We start from the raw sequence: 14,879 nt of genomic DNA on the forward strand, positions 1-14,879 counted from the left end.
TCGGCCGCGTAGGCGGCGCCGGCGTCTAATCCTTTGTAATTTGGCGCAAATGATTGAAGAGTTGGGGGAGCGCAGTGCGCTGTTCATAGCGAAGTAAGGCATCCGGCAGGGCCGTCTTCGGCACGGCATGGACCCGATATACCGCCAACGTGCGCTCACGATCGTCGCCGTAGCGCGTCAGTGTCCAGCGGCCTTCATTGACCTCGTAGTCGCCGCGCAGCAGGTGCCAGGTGCGGGACCACTCGGGCGGACCCACGACCAAGACCGCCGCGGTGACGCCGACCAAGTTCGAAAACGCAGCCGGCAGGCCGATCTCCACTTCGCAGACGACGCTCTGACCTTGCCGTGACAATTCCCTCGAACGCGTGATATGCGGCATCGTCTTCTTGAAATTGCCGCAGTCCTGGATGATCGCCCAGACCCGCTCCGGCGGCGCCTCAATGAGTCCGCGGGCGGTGACCTCCGGCAGGTTGCTACCGGCGATCGTGCGCATCGTGACCGTGACCTCACCGTTTTCCAAGCGGGTTTCCCGATCGGCATCCGCCAGGACCACCATGGCGGCGCAAAGTTCAAGGACCAGTATCAGCCAACGCATAGCGCTTTCCTACAGCATGGCAATGCGCGCTGCCCGGGTAACCTGACGATCGCGAGTTTTCGTCACGATCGCGGCCTTCAGCAATACCGGGGGCAACCAACACCGCAGCCCGCAGCGCAAGGCCTACAGGTGCTGGTGCCCCGCTAATCCGGCAGGGCTCGCACCAGTGGTTCCGCATTCGGCAGCGCACCCAAGACCGGGACCCCCAAATACTGAGCCATTTGCCGTTCTGACTTGAATGATGGGTCAGTCAGTTCGAACACTGCGATCAGCACCAATACGCCGAGGCCGGACGCTGCCAGTATAATCAGCGCTGGCCGCAGCCGCTCGGCGTCCCACATGGACCGCTCTCCGACCACCACGATTTCGCCCACCGCGATGTTGCTCACGGACCGCAGGGCGAGCGGCCCCGGAGCGGTCCGGGGCGCAGTGCGCAGCATCCCATCTTTGATTCTCATCAGGAGTCGATCGGTATAGAAACCCACCAGCGAGCCACCGAGCAGCGGGTCTTTACCGCGATAGCTCAAGCGCAGCCGAGCGTCGCCCAGATCAACCAGCGACAGTGTGGAATGTGCCAGATTCCGTAGCGCAGCGTCATCCCCCAGCGGGCCGGAATTGTCCCCCCGGCCGAACCTTTTCTGTAGCCGCGCTACCGTGAATTCATCAAGAAACAGGAGGTCGGGTTTCGCCACCAGCTCTTCTAGCTTTAGCGTGTTGACCGGGCTATTGGACCCGGCCACCGGGGTGTCGCCGGAATAAGGGGAGAAATCGCGCGACACCTTGAATGTCAAATCATTGAACACCGCAAGCATCAGGTACAGGGCGGGCGGCAGTAACGCCAGCAGTGCCCATCTCTTGTTAACCCGCAGTGCCCTAGTATACCGTGAGAGATAAAAGCCCATGTTGTTTCCTCAAAATTCGTGCGACCACCGGCGGGGCGCAACCCTATCGATTTGGTCAGCGTGGGAACCAAGCACGATCAGCTGGTGCCAACGCCTTGCCCGGTTATCCGCTCGAGTGCAACTAGCTGCGTGCCGACATCCGGCGCTGATTGGCGATGACACCCAGGATATTCGCTCCGGCGCCCTCCATGATTTTTTGCGCCTTCCTGACCTGCTGTCTGGGTGTCGCGGCGGTTAACACCATCATCACCACGCCATCGGTGATGCCCGACAGCATCACGGGGTCCATCATCATCCGATTGGTCGGGAAAATTGCCGCACTATCGACGATTACCAGGTCATAGGCGGCCTTGGCTTGCGTAATCAGGCGACTGGTCAGCGGCGCTACCAAAGCATTCAGGTCGCAATCGTCGGAATAATCGGCGGGCGCGGTGAGAATATCCAACGCATCCTGCCCCGAAGGACCCACCAGATCGCTCAACGCGGTGCCAACAATGTCCTGTAAGGAGTGACTTAGATCAAGATCAAAAAACGCGTGCAGCGCCGGACGATGCCAATTCAGGTCAAGGGCGGCGACGCGATATTTCCCACTCTGCGCTGCGGTTGCCGCGAGCACCGCCGCAAACAAACTCTTGCCTTCTGCCGGTGCGGCGCTGGTGACCAACAGAGTCGCCGGCATCCTGTTTTCCATGGCGTGTTCGGTCGCGCACAAGATCCGTTTGACCTCGGCGATTTGTTCGAGCGAATGCCGCTGTTGTTTTTCAATAAGAGACATGTGGTTTTACTCGCCTAAATCAAGCAACCAAGTGATAATGCCCAAGGACGCCACCGTGCCCCGCGCCGGTCGCTCCGGGCCGCGGCGCGGCCGGCCGGTGGGTCCTCGCCCTGCCCTACGCGAATGGCTCGACCGGACGACCGCCCAATGCGACTGGGCGCGACTGGTCAGCAACCGGGCCGTCCGGCGGTAACCGGGAGTCGTCCCGCTCGCCATGCCGGTGCAGCAGTCGCGCCCGCATCGATCAGTATAGCCGGAGCTTCAGTCATGTCGAAACAGTTCGAACTGGTCGCCCTGTTCGCCCCGGCCGGTGACCAGCCGGAGGCGATCCGCCGCCTGGTCGCGGGCCTCAACGACGGCGAGGCGGCCCAGACCCTGCTCGGGGTCACGGGCTCCGGCAAGACCTTCACCATCGCCAACGTCATTGCTCAGGTGCAGCGCCCGGCGCTGATCCTCGCGCCGAACAAGACGCTCGCCGCCCAACTCTATGGTGAGATGCGCGACTTCTTTCCGCACAACGCGGTGGAGTACTTCGTCTCCTATTATGATTATTATCAGCCGGAGGCCTATATTCCGGCTAGTGATACCTATATCGAGAAGGACTCCTCGATCAACGAACACATCGAGCAGATGCGGCTCTCGGCGACCAAGGCGCTGCTGGAGCGCCCCGACGTCATCATCGTGGCGAGCGTGTCCAGCATCTACGGCCTGGGCGATCCGGATGCCTATCTGAAGATGGTCCTGCATCTGTCCCGTGGCGAGGTGATCGACCAGCGGGGGCTGCTGCGGCGGCTCGCCGACCTGCAATACCGCCGCAATGAGATCGAGCTCGCTCGCGGCACCTATCGGGTGCGGGGTGACGTCATCGATATCCACCCGGCGGAATCCGACGAGGAGGCGGTGCGCATTGAGCTGTTCGATGATGAGATCGAGGCCCTGTCGGTCTTCGATCCGCTTACCGGTGAGGTCCTGCGCAAGGTGCCGCGCTATACCGTATTCCCCAAGACCCATTACGCAACCCCGCGTGCGACCATGCTCAATGCCATCGACCAGATCAAGGTGGAACTGAAAGAGCGACTCACCTGGCTGCGCGACAATGACAAACTCGTGGAGGCGCAGCGCCTGGAGCAGCGGACGATTTTTGACATGGAGATGATGATGGAGGTAGGCTATTGTTCCGGCATCGAGAACTATAGCCGCTACCTTTCCGGCCGCGGCCCCGGCGAGCCCCCGCCCACCCTCTATGATTACCTGCCGGCCAACGCCATCGTGGTGATCGATGAGAGTCATGTCACGGTCCCGCAGCTCGGCGGCATGTATCGCGGCGACCGCTCGCGCAAGGAAAACCTGGTCGAATACGGCTTCCGCCTGCCCTCGGCCCTCGACAATCGGCCCATGCGCTTCGAGGAGTTCCAGGCGCGCCAGCCGCAGACCATCTATGTCTCCGCCACCCCCCGCCAGTATGAACTGACGCACTCCGGGGGGGCCGTGGTGGAGCAGGTGGTGCGGCCCACCGGCTTGGTCGATCCGGACCTGGAGGTCCGCCCGGCCCTGTCCCAGGTGGATGACCTGCTGTCCGAAATCACCCTGCGTGTCGCCGTCGGCGAGCGCGTGCTGGTGACGACGCTGACCAAGCGCATGGCCGAGGACCTGACCGAATATCTGAATGAACACGGAGTCAAGGTCCGCTATCTGCATTCCGATATCGACACCGTGGAGCGGGTGGAGATCATCCGCGACCTGCGCCTGGGCGAATTCGACGTGCTGGTGGGTATCAACCTGCTGCGTGAGGGGCTCGATATGCCCGAGGTATCCTTGGTCGCCATCCTCGATGCGGACAAGGAGGGCTTCCTGCGCTCCGAGGGCTCGCTCATCCAGACCATCGGCCGCGCCGCCCGTAATGTCAACGGCAAGGCCATCCTCTATGCTGACCGCATCACCGGCTCGATGGAGCGGGCGATGGACGAGACCGAGCGGCGCCGCACCAAACAGACCGCCTTCAACCTGGTCCACGGCATCACCCCGCAAAGCATCCAAAAGTCAGTCGCCGACATCCTGGAGGGCTCAACCCCCGGCGCCCCCCGCTCGGCCCGTGCCTATGCCCGGGTGGCGGAGGAGGTCGTCGAGTACGCCAACCTCACGCCGGTGCAGATGGCCAAAAAGATCAAGGCCCTGGAGAAGGAGATGTACGGCCACGCCAAGGACCTCGAGTTCGAGAAGGCGGCGGCGGTGCGCGACAAGATCAAGGAATTGCAGGGAAAGGGGTTGGCGGCTTGACGGCAGCACGGTCTGCAACTCGCTAGCGCGCTGGACAAGTCTCCCGTCATCTTGCACCCTTGCTCGGCGCCTGCATCGCCCGCCAAGCCTGGCCAATTCGCTGAATGTCCGGAATGGTGTGCCGACGCCTGGGACGACGCCCTGGACGCCGCCACCCGTGAGACCGGCCTCGCCGATTTACCGCGGACCTGCCCCGGGATCAGGCGCAAGTCCTCGCCCATGACTGGCTGCCGCCCGCAACGCCTTGACGCGGCGATGACATCGCCTTGGAGCACTAAGACATGAACATGAACATCGAAGTCCTCGGTCCGCTCGGCCTGATCCATTTGGTCTTGATGGTCTATGCCATCGTCAAGATCGTGCAGAGTCGCGCCGGGACCGGCAGCAAGGTCATCTGGATCGTGGTGATCCTGCTGTTACCGGTGCTCGGGCTGATCCTGTGGTTTATCTTCGGGCCAGGGGACTGAGCATGTGCCGCTTCAAGGCCATCATCTTCGATGTCGACGGCACCCTCGCCGACACCGAGCGCGACGGGCATCGGCCCGCCTTCAACGCCGCCTTCGCCGAGGCCGGGCTGGACTGGCACTGGGACCCCGAGCTCTATGGCGACTTGCTGGCGGTGACCGGCGGCAAGGAGCGCATTGCTTATTTCCTGGACAAGGAAAAGATCACCCTGCACCCGGGTGTCGACTGCGAGGCGCTGATCGCGGCCTTGCACCAGGCCAAGACCCGCCATTACCTGGCCCTGCTGCGCACCGGCGCCATCCCACTGCGACCTGGCGTGCTGCGGCTGCTGAGCGAGGCACGCTCCGCCGGTATCCGCCTGGCCATCGCCACCACCACGACCCCGGAGAATGTGACCGTCCTGCTCGATCAGTGCGGTGAGCCCGGGGTGCGGGACTGGTTCGAGGTCATTGCGGCCGGGGACGTGGTGCCGCGCAAGAAGCCGGCACCCGATATCTTTGAACTGGCCCTGTCGCAACTGGGGCTGGCGGCGGCGGACTGTGTGGTGGTCGAGGACTCGGAGGCCGGCGCCCAGTCGGCCCAGGGGGCGGGCTTGCAGGCGCTGGTGGTGACCGTCAGTGCCTACACCGCGGACCAGGATTTCACGGGTGTGCCTTTGGTGGTGGATCGTCTCGGCGGACCGGGTGAGCCTGCAACCGCGCGCCAGGGGGACCTTGGCGGGGCCGAGTATGTGGACCTGGGGGTGCTCGGGCGCGTGCATGAGACTGCCTATCCCTTGGTCTGAACGCTTATTTGGGCTTTGCCAGGGCTTGATGGCCTTGATCATAATCCCGGCCATTGGTTCCTGAGGTGCTGGGCGCCGGGACGCTGGGGGCGCCGCACCCCAGTGCGGCCCGGCCACTCCGCCGCACCCCACGCCCCGGGCGTTCGCGAGATTTCGCCGCACTGGGGTGCGGCGCTCCCAGTGTCCGCGTGTGCCCCAGCGTGGCAGCACGGCCGCTTGGCAGGGATTGCGATCAGGGCCGCCGACCGATCCTTGCGGCAACCCGTCGCGGCCTGGGGGGCCGCTCCTACGCGTCGGGCGTCTTGGCGAACACCGCCTCTTTCACCTGCTCCTCGGTCACCGTCGGGGCGCAGAAGGTAATGAAACGCAAGGCAAAATTGCGCAGGTAATGACCGCGGCGCAGGGCGATACGCGTGGTGTTGATCGCGAACAGGCCGTTGCTGGGGATCAGCCGCAGGCCGGCATCGCGCGCCGGATGGAACGCCATGGCGGCCAGGATGCCCACCCCGAGACCGAGCTCCACATAGGACTTGATGACATCGGCGTCGACCGCGGACATGACGATGTCCGGTGCCAACCCCGCGGCCGCGAAGGCCTCATCGATGCGGGCGCGGCCGGTATAGCCCTCGTGATAGGTGATGATCGGATACTCGGCCAGGGCCTCCAGGGTAAGCCGGTCGAGCGCCGCCAGCGGATGCCCGTCCGGGACGATCACCGCATGATGCCACTGATAGTAGGGGAAGCTGACCAGGTCCTCTTCCTCGCCCACCGCCTCGGTGGACAGACCGATGTCGACCTCGCCCGCCCGCAGCAGGGCGGCGACCTCCTTCGGGCCGCACTGACGTAACTCCAGGTGCACCTTGGGGAGTTCCTGCTTGAACCGCGTCACCACCGGCGGCAGGGCATAGCGTGCCTGGGTATGGGTGGCGGCGATGATCAGGCGCCCCTCGTCGCGCTGGGCAAACTGCTCGCCGAGCCGCTTGATGTTGGCGGTATCGAGCAGGATGCGCTCCACGATGGGCAGCAGCTCCTTGCCGGGTTCCGTCAGCCCGAGCAGTCGCTTGCCGCGGCGCACAAAGATCTCCACCCCCAACTCGTCTTCCAGGTCCTTGATGTGCTTCGACACCCCGGACTGGGCGGTGAACAGCGCGTTGGCGACCTCGGTGAGGTTGAAATTGTTGCGGACCGTTGCGCGCAGGATGCGTAGCTGCTGGAAATTCATCTCAGGCGGCCTCTTGCCGGAACACCCGCAGCGGCGTGGGCACGAGGCGCACCTGCTGACCCTGGGTGAGCGTGCCGGCCCGTTCCCGCGGCAGCACGACCTCGTAATGGGTTGGCTCGGCCCCGGCCTTGACCTCCTCGATGCCGTCCAACTCCACGCGGGCGCTGCCGCCGAAGGCGAGTATCCGCCGCACCAGTGCATCCACCCCATTGGGGGCACTGAGATCGGTGACGATGTCCAGTTCGTGGGGGCGCACGAAGGCGACTACGTCGGCGCCATGGTCCGCGTCGCTCCCGTCATGGTTCAGGGTCGCTTCGCCCACGCGGACATTGGCGCCCTCGACCCGTCCGCGGAAGACGTTTGCGGCACCCAGGAAGCTGTAGACAAAGGGGCTGGCCGGGCGCTCGTAGACCTCGTCCGGGGTCCCGATCTGTTCGACCCGTCCGCGATTCATCAACACCACGCGGTCGGCGACCTCTAAGGCCTCCTCCTGGTCATGGGTGACGAAGATGGAGGTGACGTGCAGGTCGTCGTGCAGGGCGCGCAGCCAGCGCCGCAACTCCTTGCGCACCTGGGCATCCAGTGCACCGAAGGGCTCGTCGAGCAGGAGCACCCGCGGCTCGACCGCCAAGGCGCGGGCGAGCGCGATGCGCTGGCGCTGACCGCCGGAGAGTTGCTGCGGAAAGCGGTCGGCCAGCCACTGCATTTGCACCAGCTCCAGCAGGCGCGTGACGCGGCGGCGGATCTCCGGCTCCTTGGGCCGCTGCTTACGCGGCTGCACGCGCAGCCCGAAAGCGACATTCTCGAACACCGTCATATGCCGGAACAGGGCATAGTGCTGGAAGACAAAGCCGACCTGGCGTTCGCGCACATGGGTGCGGGAGGCGTCCTCCCCCTCCAGGATGACGCGGCCCGCGTCGGCCGTCTCCAGCCCGGCGATCACCCGCAACAGCGTGGTCTTGCCGCAGCCCGACGGGCCCAGCAGGGCCACCAGTTGACCGGTGGGGAAGTCGAGCGACACCCGGTCCAGCACGGTGACGCCGGCAAAGGTCTTGCTGATCTCTTCGACCTGGATGCTCATCTAAATGATCTCTTGTTGGGCCACTGGGCGATTGGCCTGCCATTCCACCCACGACTTCAGTGCCAGGGTCACCAGCGCGAGCATGGCGAGCAGTGAGGCCACGGCGAAGGCGGCGGCAAAATTGTATTCGTTGTACAGGATCTCGACATGCAGCGGCATGGTATTGGTCTGGCCGCGGATATGCCCCGAGACCACACTCACCGCGCCGAACTCACCCATGGCCCTGGCGTTACACAGGATGGTCCCATAGAGCAGGCCCCATTTGATGTTGGGCAGGGTCACCCGCCAGAAGGTCTGCAGGCCGCTCGCGCCGAGCACCGTGGCCGCCTCCTCGTCGTCGCGGCCCTGCGCCTGCATCAGCGGGATCAACTCCCGGGCGACGAAGGGGAAGGTGACGAACATGGTGGCCAGCACGATGCCCGGCACCGCAAAGACGATCTTGATGTCGTGCTCGATGAACCAGTGGCCGAACCAGCCCTGGGCGCCGAACATCAGCACATAGATCAGGCCGGCGATCACCGGCGAGACCGAGAAGGGCAGGTCGATCAGGGTGCTCAGGATCTGCTTGCCGCGGAACTCGAAACGGGCGATCGACCAGGCCGCGGCCACCCCGAAGACCAGATTGAGCGGCACCGCGATCCCGGCGGCCAACAGGGTGAGCCGCACCGCCGCCAGTGCGTCGGGGTCGGTCACGGCGGCAAGTGCCGCCCCCCAGCCCTTGGCCAGTGCCTGGTGGAACACCACCACGAGCGGCATGAGCAGAAACAGGACGAAAAAGGCCAGGGCGAGGGTCAGGATGAGGCGCCGTACCCAGGGTTGCTCCCGGGTGGCGGCGTTGTTCTCGTAACGGTGGGCGCCGTGCGCGATTGGGCTGCCCCCGTGCAGGGTCGCGGTGATGGCCATCAGCGGTTTCTCCCGGTCCGTTTCGCGCTCCAGGCCTGTAACAGGTTGATGGTGAGCAGCATGAGAAAGGAGAATAACAACATGACCACCGCGACCGCGGTGGCCCCCGACTCGTCGTACTGTTCCAGCTTGGTGATGATGATGATCAGCGGCGTGATCTCAGACACCATTGGGATGTTGCCGGCGATGAAGATAACGGACCCGTACTCGCCCACACCGCGGGCGAAGGCCAGGGCAAAGCCGGTGAGCAGGGCCGGCGTGAGCACCGGCAGGAGCACCCGGGTGAAGGTCTGGCGCCGGTGCGCCCCCAGGCTCGCCGCCGCCTCCTCCAGTTCGGTCTCCAGGTCCTCCAGCACCGGCTGCACCGTGCGCACCACGAAGGGCACCCCGATGAAAATCAGGGCCACCAGCACCCCCAGCGGGGTGAAGGCGACCTTGATCCCGAAGGGCACCAGCAGTCCGCCGAGCCAGCCGTTGCTGGCCCAGAGTGCACTAAGCGAGATACCCGCCACGGCCGTGGGGAGCGCGAAGGGCAGGTCGATCAGGGCATCCACCAGTTTCTTGCCGGGGAAGCTGTAGCGCACGAGTGACCAGGCCAGCATCAGCCCGAAGACGACGTTGATGGCCGCGGCCGCCAACGCGGCGCCGAACGACAACTTATAGGTGGCCACCACGCGGGGGGCGGAGACGATGGCCCAGAACTCGGCCCAGGTGAGCGATGTGGTCTGGATGAAGACCGCCGAGAGCGGGATCAGGACCACCAGCGACAGATAGACGAGCGTGTAGCCCAGTGACAGGCCGAAGCCCGGCAGCACCCGGGTCTGACCGGTCGGGTTGAAGAAGCTGACGGCGGCGCTCATGGCGGCCCCGCCGTCAGGGGGCTGTGAGGTGTCATAGGTCCGGTCTCGGGCTCGAAAATTTAGGGTGACAAATCTGAATCGAGCTTAACAAAGGGGGCAAATAACGGGAACCGATAAATAGTTATCTCGTTATCCCAGATTCATATATAGCGTTCGTACCTGATATCCAGGCAGACGCTTGATGTAGGGGCGGGTTTGAAACCCGCCCCTACGCCCGGTTAGCCAGGGTGCCGCAAGCGTCCGGGGGCGCTAACCTTCGCAGGTTTTTTTTGTTCGGAACCTGGCACCGCCGCGGTCTAATTGCAGCTGATAAAGTTCACTGCGAGGAATACACCCATGACCGATCGTTTGCCTCTGAAATCGCTCGTTGCCGCAACCCTGCTGGGGCTCGCCGTGCTCACCGGCACCCAGGCCGCCGAGACCACCCTGCTCAACGTCTCTTACGACCCGACCCGCGAGCTCTACCAGGCGTTCAACCCCGCCTTCGCCAAACAGCGGGAGGCCAAGTCCGGGGGCAAGGTTACCCTCCAGCAGTCCCATGGGGGCTCCGGGAAACAGGCGCGTGCGGTCATCGACGGGCTGGCGGCGGACGTCGTCACCCTGGCCCTGGCCTACGATATCGACGCCATCGCCGCGAAGGACCTGCTGGCCAAGGATTGGCAGCAGCGCCTGCCCCACAACAGCTCGCCCTACACCTCTACCATCGTGTTCCTGGTGCGCAAGGGTAACCCCAAAGGGATCAAGGACTGGGGGGATCTCACCAAGGAGGGCGTCAGCGTGATCACGCCCAACCCCAAGACCTCGGGCGGGGCGCGCTGGAACTATCTGGCCGCCTGGGCCTGGGCGCAGAAGCAATACGGCGGTGACGAGAGCAAGACCAAGGACTACATCACCCGCGTCTACAAGAACGTGCCGGTGCTCGACTCCGGCGCCCGCGGCTCCACCACCACCTTCGTCCAGCGCGGCCTGGGCGACGTGCTGCTGTCCTGGGAAAACGAGGCCTTCCTGGCGCTCAAGGAGTTTGGCGCGGACAAGTTTGAGATCGTGGCCCCCTCACTCTCCATCCTCGCCGAGCCCCCGGTGGCCGTGGTGGACAAGAACGTCGACCGCAAGGGTACCCGCGAGGTCGCCGAGGCCTACCTGAAGTACCTGTATTCAGCAGAAGGGCAGGAGATCGCGGCGCAGAATTTCTATCGCCCAACCAATGCGGCAGTCGCCGCCAAGTACAAAGACAAGTTCCCCCAGATCAAGCTGGTGGAGATCGCCGACCTGGGCGGCTGGGCCGCGGCGCAGAAAAAGCACTTCGCCGACGGCGGTCTGTTCGACCAGATCTATAACCCGAAGTAAGGTAGCAGGGGCAGGCCAGGGGGCCTGCCCTGGTAAACCTAGAAAGCGCATTCAGCCGCGAATGAACGCAAACGAACGCAAATAAATATAAGAGGTTATCGGTTTTTCGCTGAAGCATATAGTTCACCGGGCGGGTGAGCCGAGCCTGCTCAATGCGAACCAATAACCCACTGTTTTGTTTTGCGTTTTTTGCGTTCATTTGCGGCTTAACTGCTCTTTTTGGGGTAAAGCGTTCCGTCGTCTTGCCGGCCGCCTAAGCCCCGCAGGGGCGCAACATACCAGCCCAGGGCAACGCCCTGGGTATGAGGTAAATAGGGGCGCCCAGCCCTGAAAGGGCGTGACATACGCAGCCTCGCCGTTATGTCACGCCTTTTCAGGGCTGCACCGATGACGCCATGCTCTCCCAGGGCGTTGCGCCTTAAGCTGGTATGTTCGACTCCGTTGGGGTCGGTGATGCTCCAGCTATCCCGACATTGGGAAGCGCGAAGAGGCGTGCGAGATCCAAGACCGGGAGTGCTCGCCCATCACGCTCGAAACAGGCACAGGCGATCGGCCGCCATCCGCTGAGCTCCGGCGGCAGCGTGCAGGCCCAGGCGTCATCAACATCAATGCGCTGCGCAGGGGTTGTCAAGAGCAATCCGCCGAACCCAGGCGCCGTATCGCCGTCCGCCTGGAAGCCGACGATGGCGATGACTGGTGCCTCAATGCCGGCAGTGGCTGGATCGGACCAGACGCCGACATCGAAGACCGGCAAGACACCCTGCTCCCAGACGAGGACGCGCCGACAATACGCGGGTGCGCAGGGGACCTCGTGCGTCTGCGGCTGGGTAATCAGGTGGAGCAATTCCCGCTGGCCCACGACCGCCGCTGCTCCGCCACTCAAATGCAGTAGCCACCCGGTGCAGCGACTCATGCCTCGACTCCTGCGCGCCCAACGCGCGCTGGTGCTTGATCGCCGCGAATCGCGACCCCGATGCACCGGCCCAGGCGATTGGCATCGGTGCCGCACAGCAGACCACGCGCATCCAATGCCAGGTCCCGGATGGGCAACCCAGGAGCCTGCATGGACGGTGCGAGCGGTCGAAACACCGGGCCGGCTCCTCGCATGATCTGGATGTCATCGCACAGCAGCGCGTAAAGCGCTGAGCCGTGGCCCAGGACGGCACACATCGGTCGCGCCGCCGCTGCCTCGTCGACCACCGGCGCCAGATCAAAAGAAAGCGCATAGACTGGCCGCCATTGCTCGAGCATCGCGATCCAGCCGATCCCGCGCGCCGGCGGATCAGTGCGCACCACATCCCCAGGTGCGGCGATGATGCGCAAATCGCCGGGGGCCAGGACGAGATGCGCCCCAGCGAAGGACAACAGCCCCCGCGCATTGCCGGTATCGCCGATGGTGCGGATCGTCTCGCTCATGGCTGGGGCGCTGCGCGATCGGTCAGGGTGCCGACTTGGCTGAGGAGTTCCTCCGCACTGAATGGCTTGGTGAGATAGCGATCGACACCATTCGTGAACGCCTGTTGGCGATGCTTCTCCGTGGAGCGCGAGGTGATCATGACGATGGGGACCTGTTGTGTCCTCGGGTTGGCGCGAATGTGTGCAGTTAGCTCCAGTCCATTCATGCGCGGCATTTCCAGATCCGTCAAGATGACGTCCGGCACGCTCCGGTTGAGGATCGCGACCGCGTCGAGTCCGTCGATCGCGGTCTGGACCTCAAATCCTGCGTCTCTGAACAGCTGCGCCGTCATCCGCCGGGCGGAGAGCGAGTCATCCACGACCAATGCCGTGCGGGCGTTGCCAACGGCCACCTCGCGATCGACCGCGTCGGCGCGGGGAAGCGCAGTGCCATGGGCCGGCCGCGGCGCACGACTGGCCGCACGCAGCAGGTCAGGCAAGTCGATCACCGGGGCCACGCTGCCGTCGCCCAAGATCGTTGCGCCGATCACGCCGCCGATTTGCCCCACGTAAGGTCCGAGCTTCTTCACGACGACACTGCGGCTTTCAGCGATCGCCGCGACGGTGACGGCGGTGCTGGCGCCCGAACTCATCCGCACCATCAGCACGGCCTGTTCGGCCTGAACCTTGCTCGCCCCGTGGCCGATATTGAGTAAATCAAGCAATTGCACCACATCGTGCAACTGGTCGCCCTGGCGGTAAGCGAGCTGGGCGCCGACCGTCTGGAACTGATCGGCCGTGGCGAAATGGATCCCTTCGATGCCGCGGGTGGTCAGCGCAAGCACTGCCCCGGGCAAGCGGATCAGGAGCACCTGGGCTGACAACAGCGTGGTGGGCAGGCGGATTTCGACCGTCAGCCCATGGCTTGGTTGGTTACGCAGTCGGATGGACCCCTTCAGGTCCTCGACCATGGTATTCACCGCATCAAGCCCGATTCCGCGGCCCGACACCTGAGTTGCATCGTGGCGCGTGGAGAAGCCGGCGATGAGGATGAAACGGGCAACCTGATCGTCGGACAGGACATCGGTCGAACCGACCAGATTGCGGCGTTGCGCGACGAGGCGAAGGTGATTGAGGTCGAGCCCCTGGCCGTCGTCGCGGCAGGTCACCGACACGACCTCACCCTCGCGTTTGAACGCGAGCTCAATGTGTCCAATCGGGTCCTTACCCCGTGCCAGACGCACCTCAACCGGCTCGATGCCATGGTCGACCGCATTGCGCAGCACATGCATCAGTGCCTCGACCAGCGCGTTCAGGGCGCTTGAATCGATCAGGGTTTCGGTCCCCTTCAGGACCAGATGCACCTCCTTGTCGAGTAGACGACCGGCCTGGCGTACCGCCCGCTGCAGCCGCGCGACCACCGAGACCACGGGCACCATGCGGGAGCGCAGCACCGCGTCCTGGTTGGCCAGATGCAGGCGTGTCTGCAACCCGACCAGCTCGCCGAGGTTACTGAGATACTCCTGCGTGGTGCGGCTCATCTCACTGGCATCGGTCGTCACCTCGACCAGGCGTCGTGTCACCGTATGCAGTTCGCCATACTGATCGAACTCGAGCGCATCGAACCCCGTGTCCGCCTTGACCGGCTGCGGCAATGCGATCCCGCGCAGGTCCACGAGGTCTTCCAGTTCGTTCACCAGCTGCCGCAGCAGCTGATTCTGAAGATTGACTGCCATGACCTGCTGCATCGCCGACTGCAGACGGTTTTGGATCTGAGCGGTCGAGGTCATCGACTCACCCAGCAAACGCAGCTGTTCGTCCACCAAGGTCGTGGGGACCCGCAGCATCGGCGCTATGGCATGATCCTGCCGGTGATGCGGTGCCTCGACGGGGTGCTCATCGGATTGCGCCGGCACTGGGGTGTCGGAGGGGTCGGCGGCGGCCACCGCGATACCCTCTGCATCCAGCCGATTCGCCCAGTCCAGCACATCCTGCAAGACATTGACCGCGTCCGCGGGCGGCTCCCCCAAACCCGCCAATGCCTCGCTCATCCCCTCCAGACAATCCGCTGCATGGGTCAGGGTCTGGGATAGCCCGGGGTTGGGGAGCGCCGAATGCTCCGCGAGCTCGACCAGGATGTCTTCGAGTGAATGGGTGAGGGTCGCGATTCCCTTGATTCCCACGGTGTTGGCTGCGCCCTTCAGGGTGTGGGCGGCACGCTTGGCAATCTCGATATCGGCCACACCACCCTGACCGGACGCAATGCGGTGAAC

The 14,879-nt window shown here is 64.3% G+C and carries 14 protein-coding genes; 4 read left to right on the top strand and 10 right to left on the bottom strand.

Annotated elements, in window-relative coordinates:
- Positions 1-25 precede the first annotated feature (25 nt).
- From QZY44_RS09150 to QZY44_RS09160, 3 genes are all read right to left on the bottom strand, one after another.
- Positions 26-595: an SRPBCC family protein gene (locus QZY44_RS09150; RefSeq protein ID WP_295445356.1), complete on the bottom strand. Its 570-nt coding sequence runs from the start codon at positions 593-595 to the stop codon at positions 26-28.
- A 143-nt stretch (positions 596-738) separates the two neighbouring features.
- A complete protein-coding gene (locus tag QZY44_RS09155; protein ID WP_295445359.1) occupies positions 739-1,497 on the bottom strand; it encodes a hypothetical protein in 759 nt (252 codons plus the stop codon).
- A 121-nt stretch (positions 1,498-1,618) separates the two neighbouring features.
- The gene (locus tag QZY44_RS09160) at positions 1,619-2,272 is read right to left on the bottom strand and encodes a hypothetical protein (protein WP_295445362.1); all 654 of its coding nucleotides are present in this window, start codon (positions 2,270-2,272) and stop codon (positions 1,619-1,621) included.
- Positions 2,273-2,539: 267 nt separating this feature from the next.
- On the opposite strand from QZY44_RS09160, the gene uvrB reads away from it, so the two are divergent.
- The 3 genes from uvrB (at position 2,540) to QZY44_RS09175 (ending at position 5,798) form a co-directional block, all read left to right on the top strand.
- A complete protein-coding gene (gene uvrB / locus QZY44_RS09165) occupies positions 2,540-4,549 on the top strand; it encodes an excinuclease ABC subunit UvrB (protein WP_295445365.1) in 2,010 nt (669 codons plus the stop codon).
- A gap of 287 nt (positions 4,550-4,836) precedes the next feature.
- Positions 4,837-5,016, top strand: coding sequence for a PLDc N-terminal domain-containing protein (locus QZY44_RS09170; protein WP_295445397.1), 180 nt, complete (start codon positions 4,837-4,839; stop codon positions 5,014-5,016).
- 2 nt (positions 5,017-5,018) lie between these two features.
- Positions 5,019-5,798 carry an HAD family hydrolase gene (locus QZY44_RS09175; protein WP_295445368.1) on the top strand — a complete coding sequence of 260 codons (780 nt, stop codon included), beginning with the start codon at positions 5,019-5,021 and terminating at the stop codon, positions 5,796-5,798.
- 286 nt (positions 5,799-6,084) lie between these two features.
- On the opposite strand, the gene QZY44_RS09180 is transcribed toward QZY44_RS09175, so the two are convergent.
- Genes QZY44_RS09180 through cysT form a run of 4 tightly spaced genes read right to left on the bottom strand, consistent with a single transcriptional unit; the run spans position 6,085 to position 9,864 of the window.
- Positions 6,085-7,020: a CysB family HTH-type transcriptional regulator gene (locus QZY44_RS09180; RefSeq protein ID WP_295445372.1), complete on the bottom strand. Its 936-nt coding sequence runs from the start codon at positions 7,018-7,020 to the stop codon at positions 6,085-6,087.
- Between the two features lies 1 nt (position 7,021).
- The gene (locus QZY44_RS09185; protein ID WP_295445375.1) at positions 7,022-8,101 is read right to left on the bottom strand and encodes a sulfate ABC transporter ATP-binding protein; all 1,080 of its coding nucleotides are present in this window, start codon (positions 8,099-8,101) and stop codon (positions 7,022-7,024) included.
- A complete protein-coding gene (gene cysW / locus QZY44_RS09190) occupies positions 8,102-9,004 on the bottom strand; it encodes a sulfate ABC transporter permease subunit CysW (protein WP_295445378.1) in 903 nt (300 codons plus the stop codon).
- On the bottom strand, positions 9,004-9,864 hold the full coding sequence (gene cysT / locus QZY44_RS09195; protein ID WP_295445380.1) for a sulfate ABC transporter permease subunit CysT: 861 nt from the start codon (positions 9,862-9,864) through the stop codon (positions 9,004-9,006). The genes cysW and cysT overlap by 1 nt, the downstream gene beginning before the upstream one ends.
- A gap of 336 nt (positions 9,865-10,200) precedes the next feature.
- Here cysT and QZY44_RS09200 point away from each other — a divergent pair, with 336 nt between their 5' ends.
- Entirely contained in the window at positions 10,201-11,211 is a 1,011-nt protein-coding gene (locus QZY44_RS09200; protein ID WP_295445384.1) for a sulfate ABC transporter substrate-binding protein, read from the top strand.
- Between the two features lie 418 nt (positions 11,212-11,629).
- On the opposite strand, the gene QZY44_RS09205 is transcribed toward QZY44_RS09200, so the two are convergent.
- The 3 genes from QZY44_RS09205 to QZY44_RS09215 form a co-directional block, all read right to left on the bottom strand.
- On the bottom strand, positions 11,630-12,124 hold the full coding sequence (locus QZY44_RS09205) for a hypothetical protein (protein WP_295445387.1): 495 nt from the start codon (positions 12,122-12,124) through the stop codon (positions 11,630-11,632).
- The gene (locus QZY44_RS09210) at positions 12,121-12,627 is read right to left on the bottom strand and encodes a hypothetical protein (RefSeq protein WP_295445390.1); all 507 of its coding nucleotides are present in this window, start codon (positions 12,625-12,627) and stop codon (positions 12,121-12,123) included. The genes QZY44_RS09205 and QZY44_RS09210 overlap by 4 nt, the downstream gene beginning before the upstream one ends.
- Positions 12,624-14,879, bottom strand: a 2,256-nt coding sequence (locus tag QZY44_RS09215; protein ID WP_295445392.1) for a response regulator, incomplete at its 5' end; no start/stop codon positions are given. The genes QZY44_RS09215 and QZY44_RS09210, both read right to left, overlap by 4 nt.

It is taken from the genome of uncultured Thiodictyon sp., from assembly GCA_903837595.1.
Classification (GTDB): Bacteria; Pseudomonadota; Gammaproteobacteria; order Chromatiales; family Chromatiaceae; genus Thiodictyon.

Bases quoted from the DNA above. Each gene is read 5' to 3' on its own strand.
- QZY44_RS09150 (WP_295445356.1), bottom strand. From the start codon at position 595: ATGCGTTGGCTGATACTGGTCCTTGAACTTTGCGCCGCCATGGTGGTC.
- QZY44_RS09155 (WP_295445359.1), bottom strand. From the start codon at position 1,497: ATGGGCTTTTATCTCTCACGGTATACTAGGGCACTGCGGGTTAACAAG.
- QZY44_RS09160 (WP_295445362.1), bottom strand. From the start codon at position 2,272: ATGTCTCTTATTGAAAAACAACAGCGGCATTCGCTCGAACAAATCGCC.
- uvrB (WP_295445365.1), top strand. From the start codon at position 2,540: ATGTCGAAACAGTTCGAACTGGTCGCCCTGTTCGCCCCGGCCGGTGAC.
- QZY44_RS09170 (WP_295445397.1), top strand. From the start codon at position 4,837: ATGAACATCGAAGTCCTCGGTCCGCTCGGCCTGATCCATTTGGTCTTG.
- QZY44_RS09175 (WP_295445368.1), top strand. From the start codon at position 5,019: ATGTGCCGCTTCAAGGCCATCATCTTCGATGTCGACGGCACCCTCGCC.
- QZY44_RS09180 (WP_295445372.1), bottom strand. From the start codon at position 7,020: ATGAATTTCCAGCAGCTACGCATCCTGCGCGCAACGGTCCGCAACAAT.
- QZY44_RS09185 (WP_295445375.1), bottom strand. From the start codon at position 8,101: ATGAGCATCCAGGTCGAAGAGATCAGCAAGACCTTTGCCGGCGTCACC.
- cysW (WP_295445378.1), bottom strand. From the start codon at position 9,004: ATGGCCATCACCGCGACCCTGCACGGGGGCAGCCCAATCGCGCACGGC.
- cysT (WP_295445380.1), bottom strand. From the start codon at position 9,864: ATGAGCGCCGCCGTCAGCTTCTTCAACCCGACCGGTCAGACCCGGGTG.
- QZY44_RS09200 (WP_295445384.1), top strand. From the start codon at position 10,201: ATGACCGATCGTTTGCCTCTGAAATCGCTCGTTGCCGCAACCCTGCTG.
- QZY44_RS09205 (WP_295445387.1), bottom strand. From the start codon at position 12,124: ATGAGTCGCTGCACCGGGTGGCTACTGCATTTGAGTGGCGGAGCAGCG.
- QZY44_RS09210 (WP_295445390.1), bottom strand. From the start codon at position 12,627: ATGAGCGAGACGATCCGCACCATCGGCGATACCGGCAATGCGCGGGGG.